We start from the raw sequence: 24,554 nt of genomic DNA, 5'->3' as shown, positions 1-24,554 counted from the left end.
TTTGTCTGAATCAGGATTTTCAGGATTTAAACCCCTCATTTTTATATGGCAGGAATGCTAGATTGAAGTTTAAGCCGTTGCAAAATACGGTTAAATAAGCGTGTTTTTTGCGGTGCTTTATGCCGTGCAGTTGTATGGAGCGTTTTATGGTTGACCTCAATGAGTCCTGCTAAAGCAACCGCGTTATAAAATCCGACAATAATTCCCCATTCTAAACAGGTTTTTTCTTCCACTTGTTTTAAGCTTAGTGCTTGACTGGCTAACAAGGCAGAAAGTTGAATGTGTACGGGTTCACACTCTAAGCGAGATAGATTAGGCCATGCTTTAAGACGTACAGGCGTTGTTGGGGAAATATCGCCCAGTAACTCAGTTTGTGAACCGTACAGCGTTGCATACCAAAGCACTTGTTCTAATGAAAGAATTTGTTTACCACTGGATAAAATTTGGAAATCTGCTTCTGTTAGCACTTGTGTTCGTACAGAATTATATTGATTAAAAACAATTTTATAAAGCAGTTCACGGCTACAAGAGGTTGCAATAATACCTTGTTTACCATCAATAAATAGCGGGGGATGTGGCGAGTAAAAAACTTGGATAATTTGCCCTTCCGTGCGTGCTTTTCGTAAAACTTGAAATAAACTGTCTGTCGTTACAACGGTTCGTTGGGGTTTTGGCGGGTTAGCAATTGTACTTGTACTTAATTGCAAACAGGGGGGCGCGACAATAGAACTTGGTGGGCTAGTAAATGTTTTATTAGCGGGTTGTTTTGAGGTTTCAACCAGCAAATCTTTTAGCGTTTGCACAAGCACGGGTTTTTTAAGCATTAAATGACGGTTGTCATTAATAATGTTATCAGACAATAAAATGAGTTGTCTTTTCCCTGCGGATTGGAATTGTTGATAAAAGGTTTTACCGATGGGTTTATCTAAATCAACCACGACAATCTGTCCATTGTTGTCTTCGGGTGATAATAAAGTGGCGTGAATTTGATGTTTTTTTAACAGGTTGACTGCAACATTCAACACTGATTGTTCAGTGTTATCTAAACCAACTGATGTAACTGTTAAATCCGTTTTTGTACTCATGATTTTTCAACCTGCAACAGAAAGGGTTAAAACGACTCGACAATATGACCCTTGCAATAATCCTTCCAGTCATCCTTAATGCAGAGGATTTGTATAACTTTTAAAGAACAAAGGGGAAGAGAAATGTATTCACAATTTCTCCTCCCCTTCATTGTAAGACTTACGACAACCTTGCGTTACTGGTCACAAACATTCTTTTATTTGTAAAAGAATTGTCTAAGTATGTAGGTTATCTTAAGCATAAACTGGTGCGAATGCCTTTTCTGGGTCTTTGACAGGTGCGTCACCAGACCAATAAGGCGATAATTTACGTAATTGGGCAACAATCGGCGGTACTGCGGCAATGACTTTTTCTACTTCTTCCATGGTGTTGTAACGGGAGAAGGAGAAGCGCACCGTGCCATGAGCAGCGGTGTAGGGAATGCCCATAGCACGCATCACGTGGGAAGGTTCTAATGAGCCTGATGTACATGCAGAACCACTAGAGGCGGCAATCCCCGCTTTGTTTAATAGCATCAGGATGGCTTCACCCTCGATATATTCAAAGGCAATATTTGCGGTATTGGGTAAACGGTCATCAGGATTACCCGTGACAAAGCAGTTAGGCACAACGGCTAAAATGCCTGCTTCTAAACGGTCACGCATGGCTTTGACTTCTTTGTTTTCAAAATCCATAGCTTCCATTGCCATTTCTGCGGCTTGACCCAATGCCACAATAGAGGCGGTGTTTTCTGTGCCTGCGCGGCGACCCCGTTCTTGATGTCCACCACGGAGTAAAGGACGGAAACGCACGCCACGACGCAAGTAGAGCACACCGACCCCTTTAGGTGCATGGAGTTTGTGACCTGAGAGGGACAGCATATCAATTTTGCTGTCTTTTAAATTCATGGGGATTTTACCAACCGCTTGCACCGCATCGGTATGAAATAATACCCCTTTTTCGTGAGCCATGGCTGCCATTTCTTCTACGGGGAAGAATGTACCCGTTTCATTGTTTGCCCACATGACGGAAACAATGGCAACTTTTTCGTCTAATAACTCTTTATATTCATCCATATCCAAGCGACCTTTTTCGTCAACATGGAGTTTATGAACTTTGTAGCCTTCTTTTGCCAGTTGTTCACACAGATTTAAAATAGCGGGGTGTTCAACAACGGTTGTAATGATTTCTTTCCGCTCAGGATAAACTTTTAGTGCGGATAAAATGGCGGTAGAGTCTGATTCTGTGCCACAAGAGGTGAATACAATTTCAGAATCGTGTTCTGCACCCAGCAAGGCTTGAACTTGTTGGCGAGCTTTTTTAATGGCTAAGCCAACTTTATTACCAAAGCTGTGCATAGAAGAAGGGTTGCCGAATTGTTCTGTAAAGAAGGGCAACATGGCTTCCACAACTTTAGGGTCGACCATCGTTGTCGCATTGTTATCTAAATAAATACCCGTTGTCATAACCCACCCCACTTTATTTTGCTAATTGAACGAGTTGTTCACGTACTTTTGCTGGTACAACTTTGACAAATTCGCCTAAATCTTCCATTAAACGCTGTTGAACACCTTGTAACGTTTGGGCTTCTAATTGGCAACCTGCACAAGCACCTATCATATTGACATAGATGGTATTGCCTTCAACATCAACTAATTCGATATCACCACGGTCGCGTTGAAGTTGTGGGCGAATAGATTCTAAAATCGTTTCAATACGACGAATTCGTTGCACGTTGGTTAATTTCTTCCCGCTGGCTGGTTCAGCCACTAAAGGACGTGCATTAAAATCAATGGATTCGCCTTTTTCAGCCCAAACTTGGGTAATGATTTCTTCAATTTTTTCATGGCAAGCGGAGCAACCACCACCCGCTTTGGTGTAGTTAGTCACGTCGGCAACACTACGTAATCCATTGGCGCGGACAGTTTCTTCAATCAACACGGCATCAATGGCAAAGCATTTGCAGACTAACGCGCCTTCTTCGTGGTCATCTTTCCATTCAATACCACGGTAGTTAGCAACAGCGGCTTGTAAGGCTTCGCGTCCCATGACGGAGCAGTGCATTTTTTCGGGTGGTAAGCCTTCTAAGAAATCAGCAATATCTTGGTTACTGACTTTTAAGGCTTCATCTAAGGTTTTACCTTTGATGATTTCGGTTAAAGCAGAGGAGGAGGCAATCGCAGAACCACAACCAAAGGTTTGGAAACCTGCGTCTAAAATCACTTCGGTTTCAGGGTCAACTTTTAAACTTAAACGTAACGCATCACCACAGGAGATGGAACCCACCTCGCCAATGGCGTTCGCTTCTGGAACTGCCCCAGCATTACGAGGATTAAAAAAATGTTCTTTGACTGTATCGGAATAGTCCCACATGGATAAATCTCCTGCTATCAAATCAAGTGCTTAATCAATAAACCAATCTTTTTATTAATATCATTGGCTTGGAAGAAAAACGGGCAATCTCTGAAATATGACTCACGCCTGCAACCGTTAAAAAGGGTCGAGAGTTGTTTTTTATATAAAAATAGGCAGTGTGAACTGCCTTGAGAAAATCTTAGTGACCTGCTGAGAAAGAGCTACCACAGGCGCAAGAAGAAGTTGCATTGGGATTTTCAAATTTGAAACCTGAACCTTCAATGCTATCAACGAAATCGATTTTTACACCCGCTAATAAAGGCACGCTGATGGGGTCAATTAAGACTTTTACGCCATTACCGCAATCCACAACGGTATCATCCGCGCCTGCATTTTCTTCTAAACGCAAACCATATTGAAACCCAGAGCAACCGCCCCCTGTAATCATCACGCGCAATCCAGCTACGCTGGTGTCAGCACCTTTAATAAAACGACCAATGGCTTGGACTGCGCTGTCTGTCAATGTAATCATGTGTTTTTCTCCGTTTGGCATATAGCTTGCGTTAAAATTGCTGTTCTTAGGTTAGCAAGTGGTGTGCCACTCAGAAAAACAAGTTTTTATTCATTGTTTTTACTTAAGTTTAAAGTGCTCATTTTAGGCTAAATCAATGTAGCAAAGCGTACTTGTCAGGTATTTTGTAGCAAACGCCACAAACCCTTAATAAAAATATGGTTTTTAATCGAATCAATCACAGGTATTGTATTTTCTCCCTCTCTCACTCTCAAAAAGGATGCCTCAGTTATGAGTTTAAATTACGTGCAAATGGGTGATATTGTTTATGCAGCCGTTGATATTTATAACGATGAAGAAGGCGGGATTCCTGTCTTAGAAGCGGGTGAATTAATTGCTTCAGCAGGGACACGGGGCGTTATTGTGAATATAGGGGAAACAGAAGAAGAACCTCCACAAAAAATCTTTTTGGTGCGTTTTGAATTACCAGATACCACATTAGGTGCACCAACAGGCTGTTTGCCCGAAGAGCTGACAACTGAAAAAATCACAGCTTAATGCGTGGGGGTGAATTATGTCTTTGACCGCAGATGATGTATTGCACACATTAAATCTTTTGTTAAAACCTGAAGGTATAGTGCTTGACCCGAAAAAATTGCATTATCAAATTGTTGGCGATTTATTCGAGGAGCATGATGCAGGGGACGAATTTGTCGGGCAGGTTTTACGACAGTATCAAATTAAGCCACAAGGTTGGCTTGAAGTTGATACAATACAAGAGCTTATTGATTTTATTGTGCAAGAAAAAAATACTACTCATACTTAACTATTTTACTCAAACTGTAGGGACATCATCGCCGTTGTGCCTACAGTCAACTTTAGAATTAGAAACCGTAGGTTTGTAATAAAATAGCAATGTCTCGGCAATTTCTACTCATGGTTTTGACAATCACCGCGATTCAATTTGTCAATATCATGGATTTTATGATAATCATGCCATTAGGTGCAGATTTAATACATGCTTTAGGCATCAAACCTGCGCATATGGGCATGATAGGCAGCGTTCATAAAGGGGCTGCGGCAATTTCCGCGCTATTTTGCATTTTTCTCCTCGATAGATTTTCTCGCCGTCAAGCCATGCTATACAGCTTTGCAGGCTTACTCACTGGCATCACGATAACTGCCTATGCGGAAGGCTTTCCCAGTTTATTAATAGGGCGTTTTCTCGCGGGATTTTTTAGCGCACCTGTTACTGCGCTTGCAATCGCCCTGATTGTTTACCACATTCCTAGCAACCAACGCCCACGTGCCTTGAGCCTTGTGATGGGTGCTTTTTCGCTTGTCACTATTATCGGCGTACCTGCCAGCTTAGAGCTTGCACAGTTAGGACATTGGCGATTGCCGTTTATCTTATTGCAAGGGCTAGGTATTGCTATTTTCTTGTTTGCCTATCGCTATTTACCAACACAACGCGATATTGCGCTGGTACATGTCAATGCTAGCCTTCTATTCAATCAATTTCGCCAAAAATCAGGGTTACTGTACTTAACTACTGCTTTAACCATGTTTACAGGCTTTCTTATCATTCCATATTTGTCAGTTTACCTACAATACAACTTAGCTTATCCTCGCGATTCAATTGGTCTGCTTTATTTTGTGGGTGGAATTGCGAGTTTTTTGGCGATGCAAGGCAGTGGCTACTTTATCAATCGTTTAGGCTTTGCGAGTTTTGCAATCACAGGCACAATTTTACTCTGTTTCGTGCTATATCAAGGTTTTGTGAAAACACCACCGACTGCTTTTGTCTTACCGTTATTTGTTGGTTTTATGGTTGCATTTGCCCTGCGTAATATTGCCGTAACAAATTGGCTCGCTCAACACAGCGCAACAACACGTTGCAGTGGATTTATTGCACTCAATGCGACTATTCAACACATTGCTAGTGCGTTAGGCAGTTTATGCTCAGGTTACTTACTTCATCTCTCCCCAACGGGTGAATTATTGGGGATGCCCTTAGTGGCAAGCCTTGCTATTTTGACAGCCAGCACTCTGCCTATTTTAGTTTGGCTGAATCGTTATGCTCAACGTCCTATACTCACCTACTTACCCACACAGGAAAGAACATGCCTTTAATGGATTGGTCAGACGCTTATCAATTAGGATTGCCGTTAATGGATGATACGCATCAAGAATTTGTCGCGCTTGTCAATAAAACCCACGATGCCAATAATGCGGATTTTAAAGTTTTATTTACTGAATTATTAACGCATACCCAAGCGCATTTTGATAAAGAAAATCAGCTGATGGTAGCAACAAAATTTCCCGCACTTGGTGAGCATCAAGCAGAACATCAACGAGTTATAAACGAATTAAAACAATTTAAACAACGGGTTGATAAAGGCATGATTAGTTTTGGGCGAGCCTATATCAAAGATAGATTGCCTGAATGGTTTGCATTACATACGAAAACGATGGATAGCGCGTTAGCGGTGCATTTGCAGAGAGTGAATTATTCTGCTTAATTGTCCACGAAAGGCACGAAAAACACGAACATTTTTCATCTTTTTTCGTGCTTTTCGTGGATCAAAGAGTCATAAAAAACCACGCACCCACGCCCGAAACGCCCGCATCACCTTATTCCGCCCTGCAACCTTAGTTTGCTGTAAATAATCAGGAATCGCTTGCACAACTGGAAATTGCGGAAAATGTAAACTCTGCTCAGTTTGCACATAATGTCCTTCTTGTAAAACATAAATATGCAACTCATGCCCATCGTATCGCCATAATTCAGGCACGGCTAAGGCTTCATACGTGCTTATCCATGTTTCGCTAGTAATATCAATTTCAATCGCTAAATCTGGCGGAGGGTCTATTTTTAAATCTAAACGGTCTTTACCACGAATTTGCGGTTCATGTTCAATATAAAAACATTGGTCAGGCTCAATCCCATATTTCATCGTCACACTTTTAAACGTGGTTGAACCGACACTATTAAAATCGTAGTTTTGTTCCTCTAGTAGAATTTTAACAAAATCACCGATTAACTCTTTGGCAGATTCATGTTGCAATAGGGGTGTCATGATTTCTAAAACACCTTGATGATAAGTAAGACGGCTTGCCCGATGTTCGCCTAATTCCTGCAAAATGGCTTCAAAACTTGCCCAGTCAATATTGTTTAATAAGACATGCTGCCCTGCGGGAATAATAAGTTGTTGTAAATCAAGTTGCATGATAAACCTCGACGAATTGTCGCTACTGCTCTAAAGCTTCCCAACGTGCATAAACAGCAGCTAATTCCGTTTCTAACTGCTGAACTTTTGCCGTTGTCGCATTAATTTCCGTGCTGGGTTTACGATAAAAAGCTGCATCGCTCATTACCAACTGTAACGCCTGTAATTCTTTCTCTAACTGTTCAACTTTTAACGGTAATTCGTCTAATTCCCGTTGCTCTTTATAACTGAGTTTCCGCCCTTTAGTCGGGGCTGATATACTGGTTTTAGCGGGTTCTGGGACTTTTTCTGCTTTTTTCGGGAGTTTTACACTTTCTATAGATGCAGGGCGTTGATAAAGCCAATCTTCATAACCACCTACATATTCCGCAATTTTGCCATTCCCTTCAAAAACTAATGTTGACGTGACAACGTTATCTAAAAAACGTCGATCATGGCTGACTAATAATAATGTGCCTGTATAGTCAGCCAATAACTCTTCCAATAATTCTAAAGATTCCACATCTAAATCATTCGTTGGCTCGTCTAATACTAAAACGTTCGCAGGTTTCGTAAATAAACGCGCTAATAATAGACGGTTACGTTCTCCCCCAGACAGTGATTTAACAGGTGAACGAGCACGAGCAGGCGGAAAGAGAAAGTCGGCTAAATAAGACATCACATGCTTACGTTGCCCATTGATTTCAATAAAATCTTGTCCTTCACTAACCACATCAAAAACACTTTGTTCAGGGTTTAATTGTGTACGGAGTTGGTCAAAATACAAGACGCTTAATTTAGTACCATGCTTAATACTGCCACTATCAGGCGTTAATTCACCCAATAAGGTTTTAAGCAAGGTCGTTTTTCCTGCCCCATTTGCGCCGATTAAGCCGATTCTGTCACCGCGAAAAATCACCGTTGAAAAATCTTTAATAATGCTTTTACCCGCATAATCTTTATTAATTCTATCGGCTTCAATAACAATCTTTCCAGAAGTATCGCCTTGGTCTAAATTCAGGCGAACTGTTCCCATTTTTTCCCGCCGTTGCTTACGCTCTTCGCGCAATTTTTTCAACGCACGCACGCGCCCCTCATTACGAGTACGACGGGCTTTAATCCCTTGACGAATCCAGACTTCCTCTTGCGCTAATACCTTGTCAAATTTAGCATTTTGCGTTGCTTCAGCCGCTAAATTCGCTTCTTTCAATTCTAAGTAAGCATCGTAACTAGCAGGATAACTGGTTAATTTACCTCTATCTAATTCAATAATTCGATTAGCAACCCGTTGCATAAAACGGCGGTCATGGCTGACAAACAATAAACCACCCTTGAAATTGATTAAAACCTCTTCCAACCAATCAATCGCTTCTATGTCTAAATGGTTCGTCGGTTCATCAAGTAATAGTAAATCAGGCTCTTGGATAAGAATTTGTGCTAAAGCAACACGACGCTTCCAACCACCAGATAATTCAAAAATTTTTTTATCGGCGGGTAATTCTAAACGAGATAAAACCGTTTCTACCTTTTGTTCTAATGACCACCCATCTTGTGCTTCTAATTGATGCTGAACTTTTTCTAATTGCGTGAGCAGTTCATCAGATACTTGATGAGTTAAGGCTTGGGTTAATGTGTGATAAGACTCCATTAATTCCCCAACTGCGCCCAATCCTTTGGCAACTGCATGGAAAATAGTATCTTGCTCATCAAATTCAGGTTCTTGCGTTAAATAAGCAATACGGCAATTATTTTGTCGCTCGACGCGCCCTTGGTCGGGTTTGATAGTCCCCCCAATAATTTTTAATAAAGTCGATTTTCCTTCACCATTCCGTCCGATTAAACAAATCTTTTCACCTGTATCGACTCGTAATTCGACATTATCCAATAAGGCAACATGCCCATAAGCAATGCTGACTTTATCTAAGCTGATTAATAACATAATAAATTTTCACTTTATAAAAACTATATAACAACTTATATATTAAAGTTGTTTAAAATTGAGGAGGATGGATTAAAAAATAAGCTTAGATAGCTGATTGAATAAGTCCATATTCAGTTAATTCAGCAATGGTTTTTTCTACTGTGATGAGAAGACTATCAGGCGTTTGACGGAACTGTGCTTGTAGTGTGTCGACAATATCCATTGTGCTATGTGCCCCATCACAAAGCGACCAAATTAACGAAGCCGTTGGATTTAACATATACACTTTGCCCGTGCGGGGGTCATGCAAAACAACTTCTTGGTCAATTTGTTGCGAAAGGACTGCTATTTGTTTCGGGTAGTTTGGGTAAGTCATGAATCAGTTTCACCATCTGTGCGAGTTGTCCGACTTGCAGTTGATAACAATCTATTTGCATTAAGTGCCTCGTCAACGGCGCAAGCAAATGAATAGGATGAGAATAATCGTTTTCTAATTCTAAAACAGCCGAGCGATGTCCGCCTAAAAAGGCGCGTAATAACTCCATTAATCCCGTGAGTTTGGTAGTTTTTTGTAAAATAGGCAATTGTTGATATTGGCGTTTGCTCACGCTTTGCTGTTCAACATTTAGAATTAAAGTTTCATGCTGATCACAAATGTCGTAAATGCGTTGTAAATGGGCTTCGTGAACATGTAACACTGGTAAAATGCTAGATTCTTTATAGGTAATCGCAACAATGCAGTTAGCCTCTTCTAATTCAGCTAATAAATGCTCGGGTAATTCTAGCAGGGTAACACGACATAAACGTTCTTGTTGCGTTGGCGGTGTTTGCAACACAATCAGATAAGTCGGTGGACAATTTTTGCCTAATAAATCATCAGTTAGTTGAATAGCTTGGCGGTTTTGGCTTTTAGAAACAATTTGATGAGGAGGATATTCCCATTGATTTTGTTGGAAAACGCTTTGTGTCCCTGTGCGTACCCATAAACAACGTGGGTACGGTGTTAATTCTCCCGTCGCCAGCGAAATCGCAACCATTTCATCTGATAATAATTTAAACCCTTGTTTAACAAGGGCTAAACTTAACGTGGTTTTTCCACAACCTGAGTCCGCAACAATAATATAACCTTGATTATTATAGGATAAAACAGCCGCATGGCAGAGAATATGGCTACGAATTTTCGCAAGTGTTTGGCGTAGAATCACGCCGTGCGCAATGGCAGGCAATAAACTGTTGTGTTTAACCGTGTATGTTTTTGTTGCAGTTATCAAACAAAGTTCTGGCTCTGCTTGAATCTGGTAAACCGTTATCGGTGTTTCTGTAGGCGCATCACATTGAAAATGTCGATACATTGCATCAAACAGTTGTAGTGTTGGTTGATGCGTCGTATGAAGTTGAATATATTGGTCAAAAAAACGGTAGGTTGGAAAAAACGCGGGCATAGGTCGGGAATAGGAAGATAACAGAGGATTACAAAGGTTTCCACATACAAACCGCTGTTGCGGGGCATAAACTGTGAAATTCTGCGGTTTGTTTTAAGACTTCAGGAAAATTTTCCCGTGTGATTAATTGATAATGACGTTTGCTGAAAAAAGCTACTGCGGTTGTTGTCAATAAATACAAGGCTTTTAGTTTTTGGTCTTTCGCATATAATTCTGCCATATCGACTAATTCGCTGGCTAAATCATTATTTCTGTGTGGAAATCTAACAGCAAGCGAGCGTAGTAGTCCAATATCACCCCATTCTTCTAAACCGATTGAAGCAATACAGGTTAGACCTTGTTTAACAACCCAAAAGCGTTGTAAATGAGCGGGGGTTAAATCTTCAAAGGGAAGATGGCAATCGATTAAAAGTCGTTGAATCCTAGATAAATCATCAGGTTCTGCAACACTAATAAATGCCATTCAATCCCTCACTTTTTATTGCAATGGTAACAACTCGTTATTATTTTTTCTTCAATGCATCAACTTGTGCTTGAATCCAAGGATAAGTTTTTGCTAACCCTGTTTTTAATGATTCTGTTGGTTTCCAGCCCAGTTTCTGCATAATCAGATGATTATCAGAATTTCGTCCCCGCACACCTAACGGACCTGGAATATGCTTTAAGTTTACCTGTTTTCCTGCAATTTCCATAATAATCTGTGCAAGCTGATTAATAGAAACCATTTCTTCAGAACCAATATTAACAGGTCCCGTCCAATCCGAACGCATTAAACGCAAAGTTCCTTCTAAACATTCATCAACATATAAAAATGAACGGGTTTGTTTGCCATCGCCCCAAATTTCTATTGTTCCACCGTCGGCAACTTCAGCCACTTTACGACACAGCGCAGCGGGGGCTTTTTCGCGTCCATCACGCCATGAACCTTCAGGGCCAAAAATATTATGGTAACGGGCGACCCGTACCGTTAAGCCATGATTGCGTTGATAAGTTAGATATAGCCGTTCACTGAATAATTTTTCCCAACCATATTCGCTATCAGGTGCGGCAGGGTAAGCGGATTCTTCAGAAGTCTTGGGGTCATCAGGATTAAGTTGATTATATTCAGGATAAATACATGCGGAAGAAGAGTAAAAAATCCGTTTAACATTACGTTTATAACACGCATCGAGCATATTTAAATTAATTAATGCTGAATTATGCATAATGTCGGCATCATTTTCCCCTGTAAAGACAAATCCTGCTCCGCCCATATCTGCGGCGAGTTGATAAACTTCATCAAAACCTCTATCAACCACTGCGCGACAATTCACGGGGTCACGTAAATCCGCGACTAGAAAATCATCGGCTTCTGTTGGTGCAAATTGGGGATATTTTAAATCAACCCCACGTACCCAAAAGCCCTCACGTTTTAAACGTTTGACTAAGTGACTGCCAATAAATCCACCAGCACCACAGACTAATGCGGTTTTTTGCATACTCTTACTCTCCTAATTGCTTGAAAATTTTTAAAAATTGTTCGCTGATTGCATCAATTGCAAAATGCTGTTGTGCATAGTGACGTGCATTGTTGCCCATGTTTTCTCGTTCTATGGGATTATCTAATAGGGCTTGCGCCTGTTGGATAAAACTTTGTTCATCGTTTGGATGAACGGTTTTACCACATTGCGACTGATTAACAATTTTCGCGCCTAAATTATTATCAGGAACAGCGACAAGTAGTGGTTTACCGATACAGACATAACTTAGAATTTTTGATGGGACGGAATAAATAGCCGCATCAGGCTCTAAAATCGCCATTAATACATCTGCGCTGGATAAAACAGCCGACATTTGTTCAAAGGGTTGAAAGGGGAGAATTTTTAGATTATTTAAGCTAGCCCCATGTGTTTTTAGCCAATCCGCGCCAATTCCTTGAGAAATCACAACGATAACAACATCAGGATGTGGTTGAAAATGTTGCGCCAGTGCTAGCAATAATTGTGGATTGTGTTTAAATCCCAGCATTCCCGCGTATAAAAACACGGTTTTATCCGCTAAGGCTTGCTCGATTGACCACGAATTACGTTTTGTCGTAGGAATTAATTCGTTAAGCGGTGCCCAGTTGGGAATAACATGCGCATTAGGATGTTGTCCCGCATAGTCAGCAAGTGCGGGCAGAAAATCTTCACTAATTACAATGACTGCATCGCTACGCTGTAGTAAGCGTTTTTCTAGCCACATGTAATATTTGCCAATTAACCCACCAACAACGGGCAGTTTTTGCTTTAAAATCTTGTAGGTTGCGAAACCATTTAAATCTTGTACCCAGAAAATAAAACGGCTATTGCTTTGTTTAACACACTGTTGCGCAATAGCTAGGGCTTCTAATGGCGTATTGGCAGATAAAACGATGGTTGGTTGTTCATTGCGGATTAATTGCGCTAATACGTGCCCATATTCTCGTTCTTGTTGCCAACGTTTAACAAAATTGTATTTTTGAATGGCTTGCGTGGTTTTTAATGGAACAATACGCAAGGTTTGTGGGTCATCGGCTTGTTGTTGCAAATTGCCTTTTGCGCCTTCAACGGTTGCGCAATAGGCGTGGATAATGGTATAGCCACGTTGTGCAAGAGCGCGACTGAGTTGTACTTGAAAGGGATGTCCTGCGTAATCGTGGATGAGAATTTTCATGGCGTTCTTTTTTTAATTATAAATATTATTTTTATAGCGGTTTCCGCGCTTCTACTGTCAAAGTATGCGGTGTTACAAAATCTGATTCGAATTCTTTAGCAAACACATTTTCACCAACCCCTAAATCTTGCAAGCTGGTGGTGCGTGTAGGCATACAAATTTGTATGTCAACAAAGCCTGCTTGTTTGATGAGTTCACATAAATAGGTTTCGTCAAAAGCGGTTAAATGTTCGCTACGACAAAAAATAAAGTTAATAAAACGCCCGCCTAAGCTCTCCCGTTTATCAGGATAATCGATAAACCATGTACTATCGCCTTCTACATATTTCCGACAAGCATTACCTAAGTGAGGAACGCCGACACGAATGCCACCGCCAGCACGAATTACGCGAAAAAGTTCGGCAAAATGTTGGGGAATATGGGGGTCGGGTAGGTGTTCTATCACATGGTTAGAAAATAAGACATCAACCGCATTGTCTTTAAAGGGGAGCGGGTCGCGTAAGTCTGCCCATACGTCTAATTTAGCACTGATTAGATTGGCATCTAAATTAAGCCAGCCCTCTAAATATTTTCCGCGCCCTGGCCCTAATTGGACTTTTAAGCCGTGTGAGGGGCAACGAAAGTGTTTATAAATTAACCCGTTTATTTTCATCGGGTAGCGGGCAAGTGTGTAATAGAGTTGGCGAAGTGTACGAGGAATCATGGGCTTTATTAGGCTGTCTGTTGTCGCTTTGCAAGTGTTATAGGGTATAAGGTCTCATATGATGAGTGTCATTCAGACCGATGATAATTGTTTATGCTTGGCGAGTGATTAGGTAGTGTCCTAACACGAGCACATCCATTTTTGTTCTTAAGAAACAATCAAGTGCCTCTTCAGGGCGACAAACAACGGGTTCATTTTCATTAAAAGATGTATTTAAAACAATAGGAACGCCTGTTTGTTGTTGAAACTGTTGAATCAGCTGATAGTAAAGTGGATTGGTTTGTTGTTCTACCGTTTGTAAACGCCCTGAACCATCTACATGGGTAACTGCAGGAATTTCTGCGCGTTTTTGTGGACGAATGCTGAAGACTTTCATCATAAAAGGCACATCGTCATCTGTTTCGAACCAGTCGAGCACTGACTCTCGCAGAATGGCAGGGGCAAAGGGGCGGAAGGATTCACGACGTTTAATTTTATGATTTAAAATGTCTTTCATATCATGGCGGCGCGGGTCGCCGAGAATAGAACGATTACCTAATGCACGCGGTCCCCATTCCATCCGCCCTTGAAACCAGCCGATGACTTTCCCTTCTGCAATGGCGGTTGCGGTTTTTTCGCAGAGTTGTTGTTCATCGGTCAAGTATTGAATATGACAATCAGCTGTTGAAAGTTCAACTTGTTTGGTATCCAATAATTTTTTGAAATCATTATCTGTAAATTCAGGTCCCCAGTAGGCATGATTCATGGTAAATACAGATGTTGGGGATTGATTTGCGGGCTGTTGTTGATGCCATGCGACGTAAGCTGCGCCAATTGCACCGCCCGCATCACCAGGGGCAGCTTGGGCGTACATTTTTTTGAAAGGGGTGTTTTGGTAAATTTTGCCATTCGCTACAGAGTTCATGGCACATCCGCCTGCTAGACAGAGTTTATCGCGTTGGTAACGAGTGTGTAGCGTTGTAAGTAGGTGAAATAAGGCTTCTTCGTAAATAGCTTGGGTGGAGCGGGCAAGGTCTTTATGCGCTTGTGTGAGTGGCTCGTTAGCTTGACGGGCTTTACCTAATAAGTCTTCTAAAGCAGGGGTATAAAGTATGCCCACTTTGGGAGAGCAGTTGAGCCATTCGTATTCGACTTTTTCGGTGGCATGTCGAAAATATGTCAAATCAAGTTTAAAACTGCCATCTGTTTGACATTTAACTAATTGTCTTAATTCTTTTAAATAACGTGGTTCACCATAAGGGGCTAAACCCATGACTTTGTATTCATCGCCATAGTTTGGGAAACCTAAATATTGGGTCATGGCTTGGTAAAACATGCCAAGTGAATGGGGAAAATAAACTTTTCCGTCAATATTTATCTTTGTCCCTTCTCCAATGCCCCACGCAGCACTGGCAAAGTCGCCGAAACCATCAACAGAGACTAAGACCGCATCTTGATAACTTGAGACGAAAAAGGAGGAGGCGAGATGAGAAAGATGGTGTTCTATAGAACCGATTTGAAATGTTTAAAAAGAAGCGATTCGTTTAATCATGAGTCTGATAAAACACAGTTTCAGTTTAGCATTAGCATTCTCAAGAGTCCGTTCAAAGTTCTTAACTAAGGACTTACATCGCTCAACCCAAGCATTAGAACGTTCTACTACCCATCTTGCTTTAACAGGTACAAAGCCTGTCTTACCTTGTGCTAACTTTTCTTGCTTATTGGGCTTGGGAGATAACTCAAACTGGATTTTACTCAGAATATCAGGATAAATTTTTTCTAACGCTTCCTGAATACGCACAGGATGATAGCCATTATCCAAGAGAATTGTCGTTTTAGGCATCTCTAAAGGTTTGTTCCTGAAGTAATCGATATTCTCCTTGAACAGCTCAATCAATCCTAGGTCATCATTGATATTGGCTTTTGTACAGCGTGTAAACAAGGGCAAGCCTAAACTATCAACGGCTAAGTGTCTTTTAATTCCATTGGTAGCTTTGTAAAAGCAGAAGCCTTTACTTTGACGACTCGCCAGACAAGTATTTTTCACCGCTTGGGAATCTACTATGATTAGGCTTGTATATTGAGCGTTTTTTTTGATTGCGTGCGGGCATTTTCATGTAAGCCTATCATCAGTTTATCGATAACTCCCGAAGCCCGCCATTGTTTATAATGCCAATAAACCGTTGAATAGGGAGGGAAGTCTTTAGGAAGGTCGCCCCAATGGCAGCCATTTTTGAGCTGATAAAGCATTGCATCAAATAGCAGGCGATAGCCCCATTTATGCGGACAGGTAAGCTTTTTTTTGGGCAATAACGCATTTAAGAGGGGTTCAACCACTGCCCATTCTGCATCTGTTAGGCTACTTGTGTAAGGACTCTTTTTGTTTTGTTTTTTCATCTTTTACATTTTATCTTAGACTTCAAATAGGTTCTATATAGTGAATCGGGGCATGAATATGATGTTTGGGAAAGGCTTGTTTTAAATCGCTTTCAATGCTTTGCCATTGTTTGGCGTTTTTTAAACGGTCAAGGATAAGGCTTAATTCTGGGCGTTTTTTAAGCGTGTAAAGCACTTTGCGCCAGAAATTCGCTTTCGGGTCACGATTAATAGCAATGTGTTCAACTTGTTCGAGGGTGATACCTGCGACTTGTAAGCAGTAGCGAATTGCTTCAGCGGGAAAGCCTGCCCAGTGTTTGATGCGTAAAAATCGTTCTTCTTCAGCAGCGGCGAGGAGTTGCCCTTCATGGAGTAAACAAGCAGATGCATCTCCATGATAAGCATTAATCCCTAAAACATACATAGTATTAACCTTTTTTAGTGGGTTGTTGAATTGTCGGCTGTAAATAAGCTTGATATTTTTTGGTAATCGGTGAGTCAGGGTCTTGTAATTCTTCTAGTTTTAAACTCACTTGATATTCATAAAACATTTGCAACACACTGTAGCGGAAGCCAATTTTTCCATCTAAAAAACCGAGTTTAATAAAGTACATCCAAATGAATTTAATGAGCGGTCTAAACGGTAAGTAACGGTACGCAATATTTTTTAAGAAGCGATTACGAGCGGGTCCTTTCGCAAATAAAGTGGGTTTGATTTGTTGTGCATCGCTTGTGCCGTAAAGCATGTTAAAGACTTCTACGGCTTCCATACTGGCGTAGGTATTTTGACGGTCAAAATAGCGGTCTATCCCTTTGTAATCATAGTTAATTAAAGGATGTTTTAAAAAGCCAGCTTTGCCATTTAATAACATGTGTTCATGAACAATACGTTGTTCGTAATGTCCATAGCCTACTTGGAGCAACCGTAACTGCCAATCAGGAAAACGCCCACCATGTTTGACCCACGTATTCCAAAAATAATTTTTACGGGCAATATAGTAACCTTTACAATCAGGTTGTTGCATAAATAGCTGGCGGATTTCTTCGCGTAATTCATCTGTAATTCGTTCATCCGCATCTACAATCAGTAACCATTTATGTTTAAACTGAATATTTGCCATTGCCCAATTTTTATGGGTGGAAAAATTATCAAATCGCCGTTGTACAATTTTCGCGCCTAAAGATTGCGCAAGTTGTAGCGTGTTATCATCACTATAAGAATCAAAAACAATAATTTCATCTGCCCATGAAACACTTTCAATACAGGCAACAATATTACGCTCTTCGTTTTTGGTGGGAATTAAAATAGAAAGTGGTACAGCATTTGATTCAGACATGCAAAAGTCCTATAAAACTGATGAGTTTAACAGTTGCCATCGACGAAAAAACGGCAGGGTAATACGGTAAAGTGTACAGCCTAATAATGCACCTAACGCATTAGCCATTGCATCATCCCAAGAGCCACTACGTGTCTGTGTTAATGTACTTTGTGCGATTTCTAATAGTCCGCCTAAGCCTGCAACAACAAATAATATGCTCAAAAAGCTCCCTGTTGAAAAGGCTACATTATAGGTCATTGATGTTAAAAACAGTAAATAGGCAAATAATGTATAAGCAAAAGCATGTTCTAGCTTATCCCATGACAAGCCTGTGATAATATCGTTAGCGGCTGGTTTTACCCATGGATTTAAACTCAGAAAAACCAGTACAAGCAGATAACAAAGCGTCACAGTTGAGCAAAAATAGCGATAGCTACGCATGAGTTTGGGTCGTAAATGGCAAGAGAATAGGTGAAAAGATACCTATTATTATGCGATATTTATATTAAAATAGACAAATTAGTCACATGTATAACTTATTTATCATACATGCTTTATTCCATCACTAACGGGTTATTAATCGTTAAAAAACCGTTTTTATTAGAGGCGTTATGTATGGCTACGATAAAAAATTTTTTCGTCGTTTTGCTAAGTTTGTATTGTTTGCAAACCAGCGTGATGGCAAGCACTACTGTTGGAAAAGTAGAGGCATTACGCGGGCAAGTCTCCTTAATCACTTCGGATACAAAGCAATTAAGCTTAAATGCAGGTTCAACGTTTAATGCAGGGGATACAATACGTACAGGTAACGATGGTATTGCCCGCTTAATGATGATTGATAAAGGAAAATTTGCAATTTATGAAAAAAGTGAATTAAAAATTCAAGGTTACAATTATCAAGCCACACAAGCGACTCAAGATAAAAGTGTTGTGCATTTGACGGAAGGAAGTTTTCGTTTTTTAACAGGATTAATGGGAAAACGTTCACCGAATCAAGTCACTTATGAAACAGAAATTGCAACTTTAGGAATTCGCGGAACGGAGTGTTTATTACGCTATAATGCTGAAAAACGCCGTTTAGATGTCATTGTTATTAAAGGGACTATTGTTGTTTGGTATAAAGGATACCCAAAAGACAAACCAAACTTAGTCTTAAATGAAAAAACGCATACATTTATTACTGAAAAAAATGGTGTGTTTGAAGCAGGATATGAGCCTTATCAAGCCCCTGTTACGGAAACGGGTTGGTATTCTTATGGCTCGATTGCAGAAGACATTGCCAATGGCTTAACGCCTGCTCAAGCAATTGAGAATGCATTAGAGAGAGAAGAATCTCCTGCTGCTATTGGTCAACAGTTAATTGATGCAGGCATTGATGCGGTGACTGCGGCAGAAAACCTTGTTGTTGCTTTGTTAAAACGTGGAACAGATAGCGAACGTGAAGCGATTAAACGCGATGTTATTAATGCGGTAATTGCCATCATTATTAATGACTTGGAATCAGCTGATGATGTTGCAGCAGCAGTTGCGCGGATTATTCCTTCATTTATGGCGTATGAATTAGCCTTAGCCATGGCGATTATCGCGCCAAAATCTGCAGTGCAAATTGTGCGCGAAATTACGTTAGTCTTCCCTCAAGTTGCGTTACCGATTGCATTATCTGTCATTCTCGCCTTAGAAAACGGCTTAACGTTAGATGAGAGCTTTAATTTAATTGCTTCCATTAAAGCGGCGGTGTTGCCTTTACTCACACCAATAACAACAGACAGAGTGGAAGAAACTGTCAGTCCTAATCAATAGTTTTCTACAAGTTCACTACTCTTTAGAAAATAATGAGTAGTGAACTCATCCATGTCCTACACGATGCGCAATAACACGGCTATTTTTTATCATTATTACTATACCTTTTTGCTAGCTTTCAGTTTTTTACTGGTAACTTATCGTAGTCCGTTATTACAAGGTGGCTTTATCTTATTGTTTGTTTTATTTGGTCTTTTATCTGTATGGGCAAAAAAAGGCTTAGTTATTTCTAGTCATTTTATCTTTGCTTGCCTATTCGTTGGTGCAATGACTTTTTTAACAGAAGTAATTTCTAATTTTGATAGAAATTATTATTTTATGTTACAAGAGTTAAAATTTTTACCGCTATTTTTATTGCCCAAATTTTTTGAGGCGTTATTAAACCGTTCTGTTTTAACACCATGGCAACGCAAAGAAATAATCGTGATGAGCTGCCAGTTTTTTATTTTATTGGTTTTGTTCATCAATATTATTTATGGTCCTGTATTAGGCGCGTTTAGAAATACAGGACCTTTTGAATATAGTATTTCATTATCTTATACCCTAGTTTTCTTATTTATTATTTTGTTTAATGAATTCTCTTTCTTTTGGAAAATATTAATTATTATCAATGTTTTTTTACTAGGAAGTACGATGGGGTTTGCCCTATTAGGTTTAGCATGGCTTTTAAAAGTCAGACGTTTATTTCTCGTTAAAGCACGATTATCTATTTTTTCTAAATTCTTTTTTGCAATTCCTGTACTCTTAATTGCTGTGTGGTATGTAACGGTGTTTCGAGAGCGTGCTGTTTTTGGCGAGAGTTTCTGGGGATTAGACCGCGTGCAGCTTGTTCAAGCAGCCATCGATTATGCCATTTCATATTTCACCTTAGCAGATTATTTATTTGGGTTTGGCATTGGGCGTTTATTGGATGGATTTGAACTCATCACTTCTGATGATTATCCTGTTGTGTATCACTGGATTATTAAAGATTTTACGGGTAGTGGCGAGGTTTTATACTCTTTTATTTTTCATAATGAATATATTAGATTGTTTTTTAATTTTGGTATTTTCGCGCCGTTTATTATCTTTGGACTGGTTTATAAAATGATTAATAATAAAATATTATTTTTAATAATTTTATTATCTAGCCTAACAAATTCAACAGTTTATTCTTATATTACTCTGTTTGTCATTGCTTTAGCTGCTTATGTCAGTCAATTAGATAAAACATTAGCAGGTTCATATCCGCAATCCGTTCCTAGACCATCCTCACAACAACCGTTATTTGTCTAATGGCATTTACATTTTTGAGAATCTATACTACGGATTATTCAATGTAATTAATAGATTCATTTGAGAGAAAATAATTATGTGCAAACAATATCGATTGCTCTATTACTGGTTGTTCTTGATTTGGTTTTGGAGTGGACAAGTGTTCGCTTCTCCAACGTGTGCCGTAGGTTCAAAAATTACCAGTGGTGACTTGGCAAAATCTGGTAATTTCACCATTCAAGATGATTTAGGAAAATATTTAAATTTAGGCACGAGTACGATTACAACGCCTTATGTGTTCTATTCTCCCCAAGCAGGCGTTAGTATTTCGCGCCAATTTACGGTGAGTAATATCAGTGTCTCTGCTGTTGCTGCGCCCTTTACGCCGACAAATGTCTCTGTTAGCACTTATCAAACACCTCATGCTTATTTTACTGCATCCCCAGACCCTTTAACTGTTGCACCCACACAACAAGGTGCGTTTGTTATTACTTGGGCACCTACAACCACCAGTAATGCATCGGGTAATATAGAATTTTGTGTTGATGACCCATTATATGGCGGTCGTTTTGTGATTCCTGTTGAAGGCGTGGTTGAAATTCCTGATTCTAAACCGCCAACCCCTACGATGAGCGTTTATGATGGCGCAACACAAATTACAGATGGACAAACAATCCCCGTTGATTTTGGAGTGACAACAGTAGGTACACCCATTCAAAAGACTTTTAAAATTACGAATGGAGGACCTGCTGTGCTGAATGTGGGGGCATTGAACTTACCTCAAGGATTTAGCCAAGTTGGCACTTCTCCAAGTAGCACTAATCCATTAACCATTTTACCTGGACAATCGGCTAATTTTACTGTTCGTTTTGATGCTTTAAATGCGGGCACTGTTACCACACAACTATTGTTGAGCAATGACGACCCCTCAAAAGACCCTTTTAATTTTGCCATTCGTGCCACTGCGAATATTTACCCCGAAATCGCGGTATTAGTGGATGGCGTTGATATCGCAAATAACAGTCCAACCCCTATTAATTTTGGGACTGTTGCCCTAAATAGTGTGACGAAGAAAACTATTGTTATTCGCAATTTAGGCTCTGTACACATGAATTTAAGCAATTTAGTATTGCCGACTGGTTTTACTGCAAGTACGGCTTTACCTTCCATTGTGTATGCAGGGACAGATAATTATTTCACCATTCAAATGAATACTGCTACAGGTGGTACATTAAGTGGTGCAGTAAACTTTACTAATAATGATCCTGATGAAAACCCATTCACCTTTAATGTAACTGGTACTGTCGATCCTTCATTACCCACTGATCCTGTAACACCGCCACCTACAGGCATTACACCAGAAATTAATGTGTTATTAGGCGCAGCCAATATTGCAGATGGAAGCACTACACCTGTAGATTTAGGAACAACAACAGTCGGTAGTAGCTATACCAAAACTTTCACTATTCAAAATTTGGGTAGTGTAGAAATGCGTTTAAGCAACCTTACTTTACCAGCTGGATTTAGCTTACAAGGAACTTTCCCTACAACCATTTATGCAGGTTTAGCTAATAACTTTACGGTCAGTATTGATACTTCTGCGGTTGGAACACTGACAGGCAATATTAGTTTTGAAAATAATGACGTTGATGAAAATCCATTTAACTTCCCTGTCACAGTTACGATTAATGATGTACCTGCCCCTGTTAATGCTCCAGAAATTACAGTGCTTTATGGTGCTAACAGTATTAGCAATGCAAGTGCAACAGTCATTAATTTAGGCTCTTCAACGCTGGGCAGTTCTTTTGTTAAAACCTTCACCCTTCAAAATACAGGCACTGCCACATTGAATGTCAGCAACCTAGTATTGCCGACAGGATTTACCTTAGAAGGTAGCTTCCCGACAAGTGTGGCTGTAGGTGCTTCCGCTGGATTTGGTGTAAAGATTAACACCAGTAGTATTGCAACCTATTCAGGAACAATTAGCTTTAATACCGATGATAGTGACGAGAATCCCTTTACCTTCTCCGTCAGTGCATCCGTGATTAGCAGCTCAACAGGCGGTGGTCCTTCAATCCCTGTTGCTTATCCAAAAGTCAGCTTATTTGAGGGTCAAACAGAACTCCCTTCTTTAGAAACAACCGTTGTAGATTTTGGCACTACCGAGTTAGGTCATACGATTACAAAGACCTTTACCTTAAAAAATAATGGTAGTGTCCCCTTAAATCTCAGTGGCTTAACGTTACCAACAGGATTTAGTTTAGTAGGGACTTTCCCAAGCAAAATTCTGGCAGGGCTTTCTGATACGTTTAATGTACGCTTAGACGCAACAACAGTGGCAAGCTCAACAGGCTCACTCAGTTTTATCACCAATGACCCGAACTATTTAAATTATCGGATTACCTTAAAGGCACAAGTAGATGACCCATTTATTAGTGTCACACAAGGAAGTACGACTATTAGTAATGGTACAACGACTGCCTTATTATTTGGCACAAATACCAAATTAACCTTTGTCGTACGCAATATTACCAATGCAACGGTGAATGTCAGCGACTTAACGTTACCAACGGGCTTTAGTTTAAGCGGACGGTTCTTAGCAACAACGACCAGCCTAGCAGCAGGTGGTGCAGATATTTTCACTATTCAAAAAGATAGCGAAACCGCAAGCGGGACATTAAGCTTTAAATTTAATCGTAGTGGTGGCACTAATAAAACTTTCAGTTTCCCTATTGCCGTTACGAGTAGTGGCGGTGAAGTTCCTACCTCTGCGGCTAAAATTCAGCTATTTGATGGTGCAAGTGAAATTTCTGATGGTCAAACCAGTGCCGTTAATTTTGGCATTGCTAATGTCGGGACACCTGTACGAAAGACATTTACCATCGTCAGCGCAGGCTATGCACAATTAAATCTGAGCAGTTTAACCTTACCAACAGGCTTTAGCTTAGTGAGTAACTTCCCTGCGGTTGTTTATGCGGGCTTGTCTAGTAGCTTTACTATTCAAATGGATGCGTTGATGACAGGCAGTTATCAAGGAACATTATCATTTACCACCAACGATACCAATAAAACAACCTTTAATTTCCCGCTGACTGGCTCGTCTGAGTTTTGCTATGCCTTTGCAAACATTTTATTGAATGGTGGATGCTTTACCTTACCTATCTTACAAACAGTTGGTATTGTAGAAAAAACTGCTAGCAATACCATTGACTCCGTGAAATTTGCGGCGGGTATTTCTGTCAATCAAGGCGCGTTTACACAATCAACGGTGATGAATGGTTTTGTTGGCAACGCGGTTGTTGTTGCAGGCAGTATTCAAGTCAATCCTGAACATGTTGGACAACAAGCCGATATGATTGTTGTTGGCGTTTATCGTCCTTTACCAAATTTAGGCGATGATTGGTACATGATGGATAACAACAATCCGCTGTTATGGGATAGTGATTTTTCAACCTTAACGGCACGACAAACAGGCGTTACCTTGCAAACTATTCAGTCTGTCATTCTATATCAAGGTGAATTCCTTGCTACGGGTGAGCTGTTTATCTTCTTTGGCTATCGCTTGAGTGATGGACAAATTATTTATGCAGCGGACAGTGTGCACGTGGATATTCAGTAACCCGCCTGTCAGGAGACTAAAACAGGATTTATCCTTGTTTTAGTCTTGAATGAATGAAAAAAGGAGCGATATATCGCTCCTTTTATTTATACGGCTGAATTGTGATTGTATAGTAAACGTACCACAAAGTGATTTAAATTTAGGACTGGCAGTCCTTCGCATCGTTTTATAGTGCGTTTGCTATATTTAACCTGAGTTCGGCGAGTTTCTTTTAAAAAAGACAAGCATTTGTCTGAATCAGGATTTTCAGGATTAACAGAATTTAAAACCCTCAAACCAAAAATTTAAGGTGAATGACGCTTTTTAATCCTGCTAATCCTGTTAATCC

The 24,554-nt window shown here is 40.1% G+C and carries 25 protein-coding genes; 7 read left to right on the top strand and 18 right to left on the bottom strand.

Annotated features, from left to right (window positions below; all coding sequences use genetic code 11):
- Positions 1-41: 41 nt before the first annotated feature.
- The 4 genes from BEGALDRAFT_RS15055 to BEGALDRAFT_RS15040 all read right to left on the bottom strand — a co-directional run bounded on the left by BEGALDRAFT_RS15055 (position 42) and on the right by BEGALDRAFT_RS15040 (position 3,952).
- A complete protein-coding gene (locus BEGALDRAFT_RS15055; protein ID WP_002691436.1) occupies positions 42-1,085 on the bottom strand; it encodes a hypothetical protein in 1,044 nt (347 codons plus the stop codon).
- A 234-nt stretch (positions 1,086-1,319) separates the two neighbouring features.
- Complete coding sequence (gene nifS / locus BEGALDRAFT_RS15050) at positions 1,320-2,531, bottom strand: cysteine desulfurase NifS (protein ID WP_002691434.1); 1,212 nt, start codon at positions 2,529-2,531, stop codon at positions 1,320-1,322.
- A gap of 13 nt (positions 2,532-2,544) precedes the next feature.
- Positions 2,545-3,438 carry a Fe-S cluster assembly protein NifU gene (gene nifU / locus BEGALDRAFT_RS15045; protein WP_002691432.1) on the bottom strand — a complete coding sequence of 298 codons (894 nt, stop codon included), beginning with the start codon at positions 3,436-3,438 and terminating at the stop codon, positions 2,545-2,547.
- A gap of 181 nt (positions 3,439-3,619) precedes the next feature.
- Positions 3,620-3,952 carry a HesB/IscA family protein gene (locus BEGALDRAFT_RS15040; RefSeq protein WP_002691429.1) on the bottom strand — a complete coding sequence of 111 codons (333 nt, stop codon included), beginning with the start codon at positions 3,950-3,952 and terminating at the stop codon, positions 3,620-3,622.
- 270 nt (positions 3,953-4,222) lie between these two features.
- Between BEGALDRAFT_RS15040 and BEGALDRAFT_RS15035 the strand changes: the two genes are divergently transcribed.
- The 4 genes from BEGALDRAFT_RS15035 to BEGALDRAFT_RS15020 all read left to right on the top strand — a co-directional run bounded on the left by BEGALDRAFT_RS15035 (position 4,223) and on the right by BEGALDRAFT_RS15020 (position 6,453).
- The gene (locus BEGALDRAFT_RS15035; RefSeq protein ID WP_002691426.1) at positions 4,223-4,489 is read left to right on the top strand and encodes a nitrogen fixation protein NifZ; all 267 of its coding nucleotides are present in this window, start codon (positions 4,223-4,225) and stop codon (positions 4,487-4,489) included.
- Positions 4,490-4,505: 16 nt separating this feature from the next.
- Entirely contained in the window at positions 4,506-4,757 is a 252-nt protein-coding gene (locus BEGALDRAFT_RS15030) for a hypothetical protein (protein WP_002691424.1), read from the top strand.
- 89 nt (positions 4,758-4,846) lie between these two features.
- Complete coding sequence (locus BEGALDRAFT_RS15025) at positions 4,847-6,064, top strand: MFS transporter (RefSeq protein WP_002691422.1); 1,218 nt, start codon at positions 4,847-4,849, stop codon at positions 6,062-6,064.
- On the top strand, positions 6,055-6,453 hold the full coding sequence (locus tag BEGALDRAFT_RS15020) for a hemerythrin domain-containing protein (RefSeq protein WP_002691420.1): 399 nt from the start codon (positions 6,055-6,057) through the stop codon (positions 6,451-6,453). The genes BEGALDRAFT_RS15025 and BEGALDRAFT_RS15020 overlap by 10 nt, the downstream gene beginning before the upstream one ends.
- A gap of 69 nt (positions 6,454-6,522) precedes the next feature.
- Here the strand turns inward: BEGALDRAFT_RS15020 and BEGALDRAFT_RS15015 are convergent, their stop codons facing one another.
- The 14 genes from BEGALDRAFT_RS15015 to BEGALDRAFT_RS14950 all read right to left on the bottom strand — a co-directional run bounded on the left by BEGALDRAFT_RS15015 (position 6,523) and on the right by BEGALDRAFT_RS14950 (position 17,994).
- A complete protein-coding gene (locus BEGALDRAFT_RS15015; protein ID WP_002691418.1) occupies positions 6,523-7,161 on the bottom strand; it encodes a Uma2 family endonuclease in 639 nt (212 codons plus the stop codon).
- Between the two features lie 22 nt (positions 7,162-7,183).
- Positions 7,184-9,079, bottom strand: coding sequence for an ATP-binding cassette domain-containing protein (locus tag BEGALDRAFT_RS15010; protein WP_002691416.1), 1,896 nt, complete (start codon positions 9,077-9,079; stop codon positions 7,184-7,186).
- 85 nt (positions 9,080-9,164) lie between these two features.
- On the bottom strand, positions 9,165-9,437 hold the full coding sequence (locus BEGALDRAFT_RS15005) for an HPr-rel-A system PqqD family peptide chaperone (RefSeq protein ID WP_002691414.1): 273 nt from the start codon (positions 9,435-9,437) through the stop codon (positions 9,165-9,167).
- Positions 9,385-10,503 carry a hypothetical protein gene (locus BEGALDRAFT_RS15000; RefSeq protein WP_002691413.1) on the bottom strand — a complete coding sequence of 373 codons (1,119 nt, stop codon included), beginning with the start codon at positions 10,501-10,503 and terminating at the stop codon, positions 9,385-9,387. The genes BEGALDRAFT_RS15005 and BEGALDRAFT_RS15000 overlap by 53 nt, the downstream gene beginning before the upstream one ends.
- Before the next feature lie 28 nt (positions 10,504-10,531).
- Complete coding sequence (gene arsN2 / locus BEGALDRAFT_RS14995) at positions 10,532-10,966, bottom strand: arsenic resistance N-acetyltransferase ArsN2 (RefSeq protein WP_002691411.1); 435 nt, start codon at positions 10,964-10,966, stop codon at positions 10,532-10,534.
- A gap of 40 nt (positions 10,967-11,006) precedes the next feature.
- Entirely contained in the window at positions 11,007-11,981 is a 975-nt protein-coding gene (locus BEGALDRAFT_RS14990; protein ID WP_002691410.1) for an NAD-dependent epimerase/dehydratase family protein, read from the bottom strand.
- A 4-nt stretch (positions 11,982-11,985) separates the two neighbouring features.
- Entirely contained in the window at positions 11,986-13,176 is a 1,191-nt protein-coding gene (locus BEGALDRAFT_RS14985; protein WP_002691407.1) for a glycosyltransferase family 4 protein, read from the bottom strand.
- Positions 13,177-13,207: 31 nt separating this feature from the next.
- Positions 13,208-13,879: a class I SAM-dependent methyltransferase gene (locus BEGALDRAFT_RS14980; protein WP_002691405.1), complete on the bottom strand. Its 672-nt coding sequence runs from the start codon at positions 13,877-13,879 to the stop codon at positions 13,208-13,210.
- Positions 13,880-13,970: 91 nt separating this feature from the next.
- Entirely contained in the window at positions 13,971-15,365 is a 1,395-nt protein-coding gene (locus BEGALDRAFT_RS14975; protein WP_232282004.1) for a carbamoyltransferase family protein, read from the bottom strand.
- Positions 15,366-15,383: 18 nt separating this feature from the next.
- Positions 15,384-15,905, bottom strand: coding sequence for a transposase (locus BEGALDRAFT_RS14970; protein WP_198284588.1), 522 nt, complete (start codon positions 15,903-15,905; stop codon positions 15,384-15,386).
- 20 nt (positions 15,906-15,925) lie between these two features.
- A complete protein-coding gene (locus BEGALDRAFT_RS14965) occupies positions 15,926-16,255 on the bottom strand; it encodes a transposase (RefSeq protein WP_040294833.1) in 330 nt (109 codons plus the stop codon).
- A 22-nt stretch (positions 16,256-16,277) separates the two neighbouring features.
- Entirely contained in the window at positions 16,278-16,658 is a 381-nt protein-coding gene (locus tag BEGALDRAFT_RS14960; RefSeq protein WP_040294995.1) for a carbamoyltransferase N-terminal domain-containing protein, read from the bottom strand.
- 4 nt (positions 16,659-16,662) lie between these two features.
- Positions 16,663-17,571, bottom strand: a complete 909-nt coding sequence (locus BEGALDRAFT_RS14955; protein WP_002691403.1) for a glycosyltransferase family 2 protein — start codon at positions 17,569-17,571, stop codon at positions 16,663-16,665.
- A 9-nt stretch (positions 17,572-17,580) separates the two neighbouring features.
- Positions 17,581-17,994 carry a VanZ family protein gene (locus tag BEGALDRAFT_RS14950; protein WP_002691401.1) on the bottom strand — a complete coding sequence of 138 codons (414 nt, stop codon included), beginning with the start codon at positions 17,992-17,994 and terminating at the stop codon, positions 17,581-17,583.
- Positions 17,995-18,168: 174 nt separating this feature from the next.
- Here BEGALDRAFT_RS14950 and BEGALDRAFT_RS14945 point away from each other — a divergent pair, with 174 nt between their 5' ends.
- The 3 genes from BEGALDRAFT_RS14945 to BEGALDRAFT_RS14935 all read left to right on the top strand — a co-directional run bounded on the left by BEGALDRAFT_RS14945 (position 18,169) and on the right by BEGALDRAFT_RS14935 (position 24,226).
- Positions 18,169-19,353, top strand: a complete 1,185-nt coding sequence (locus tag BEGALDRAFT_RS14945) for a FecR family protein (protein ID WP_002691399.1) — start codon at positions 18,169-18,171, stop codon at positions 19,351-19,353.
- A gap of 51 nt (positions 19,354-19,404) precedes the next feature.
- Entirely contained in the window at positions 19,405-20,628 is a 1,224-nt protein-coding gene (locus BEGALDRAFT_RS14940) for a hypothetical protein (RefSeq protein WP_002691397.1), read from the top strand.
- A gap of 76 nt (positions 20,629-20,704) precedes the next feature.
- Entirely contained in the window at positions 20,705-24,226 is a 3,522-nt protein-coding gene (locus BEGALDRAFT_RS14935) for a choice-of-anchor D domain-containing protein (RefSeq protein WP_002691396.1), read from the top strand.
- Positions 24,227-24,554: the final 328 nt, after the last annotated feature.

The organism is Beggiatoa alba B18LD, from assembly GCF_000245015.1.
GTDB classification, from domain to species: domain Bacteria; phylum Pseudomonadota; class Gammaproteobacteria; order Beggiatoales; family Beggiatoaceae; genus Beggiatoa; species Beggiatoa alba.
Note: the sequence above shows the minus strand (reverse complement) of the source record. Positions and strands in the feature narration are given on the sequence as shown.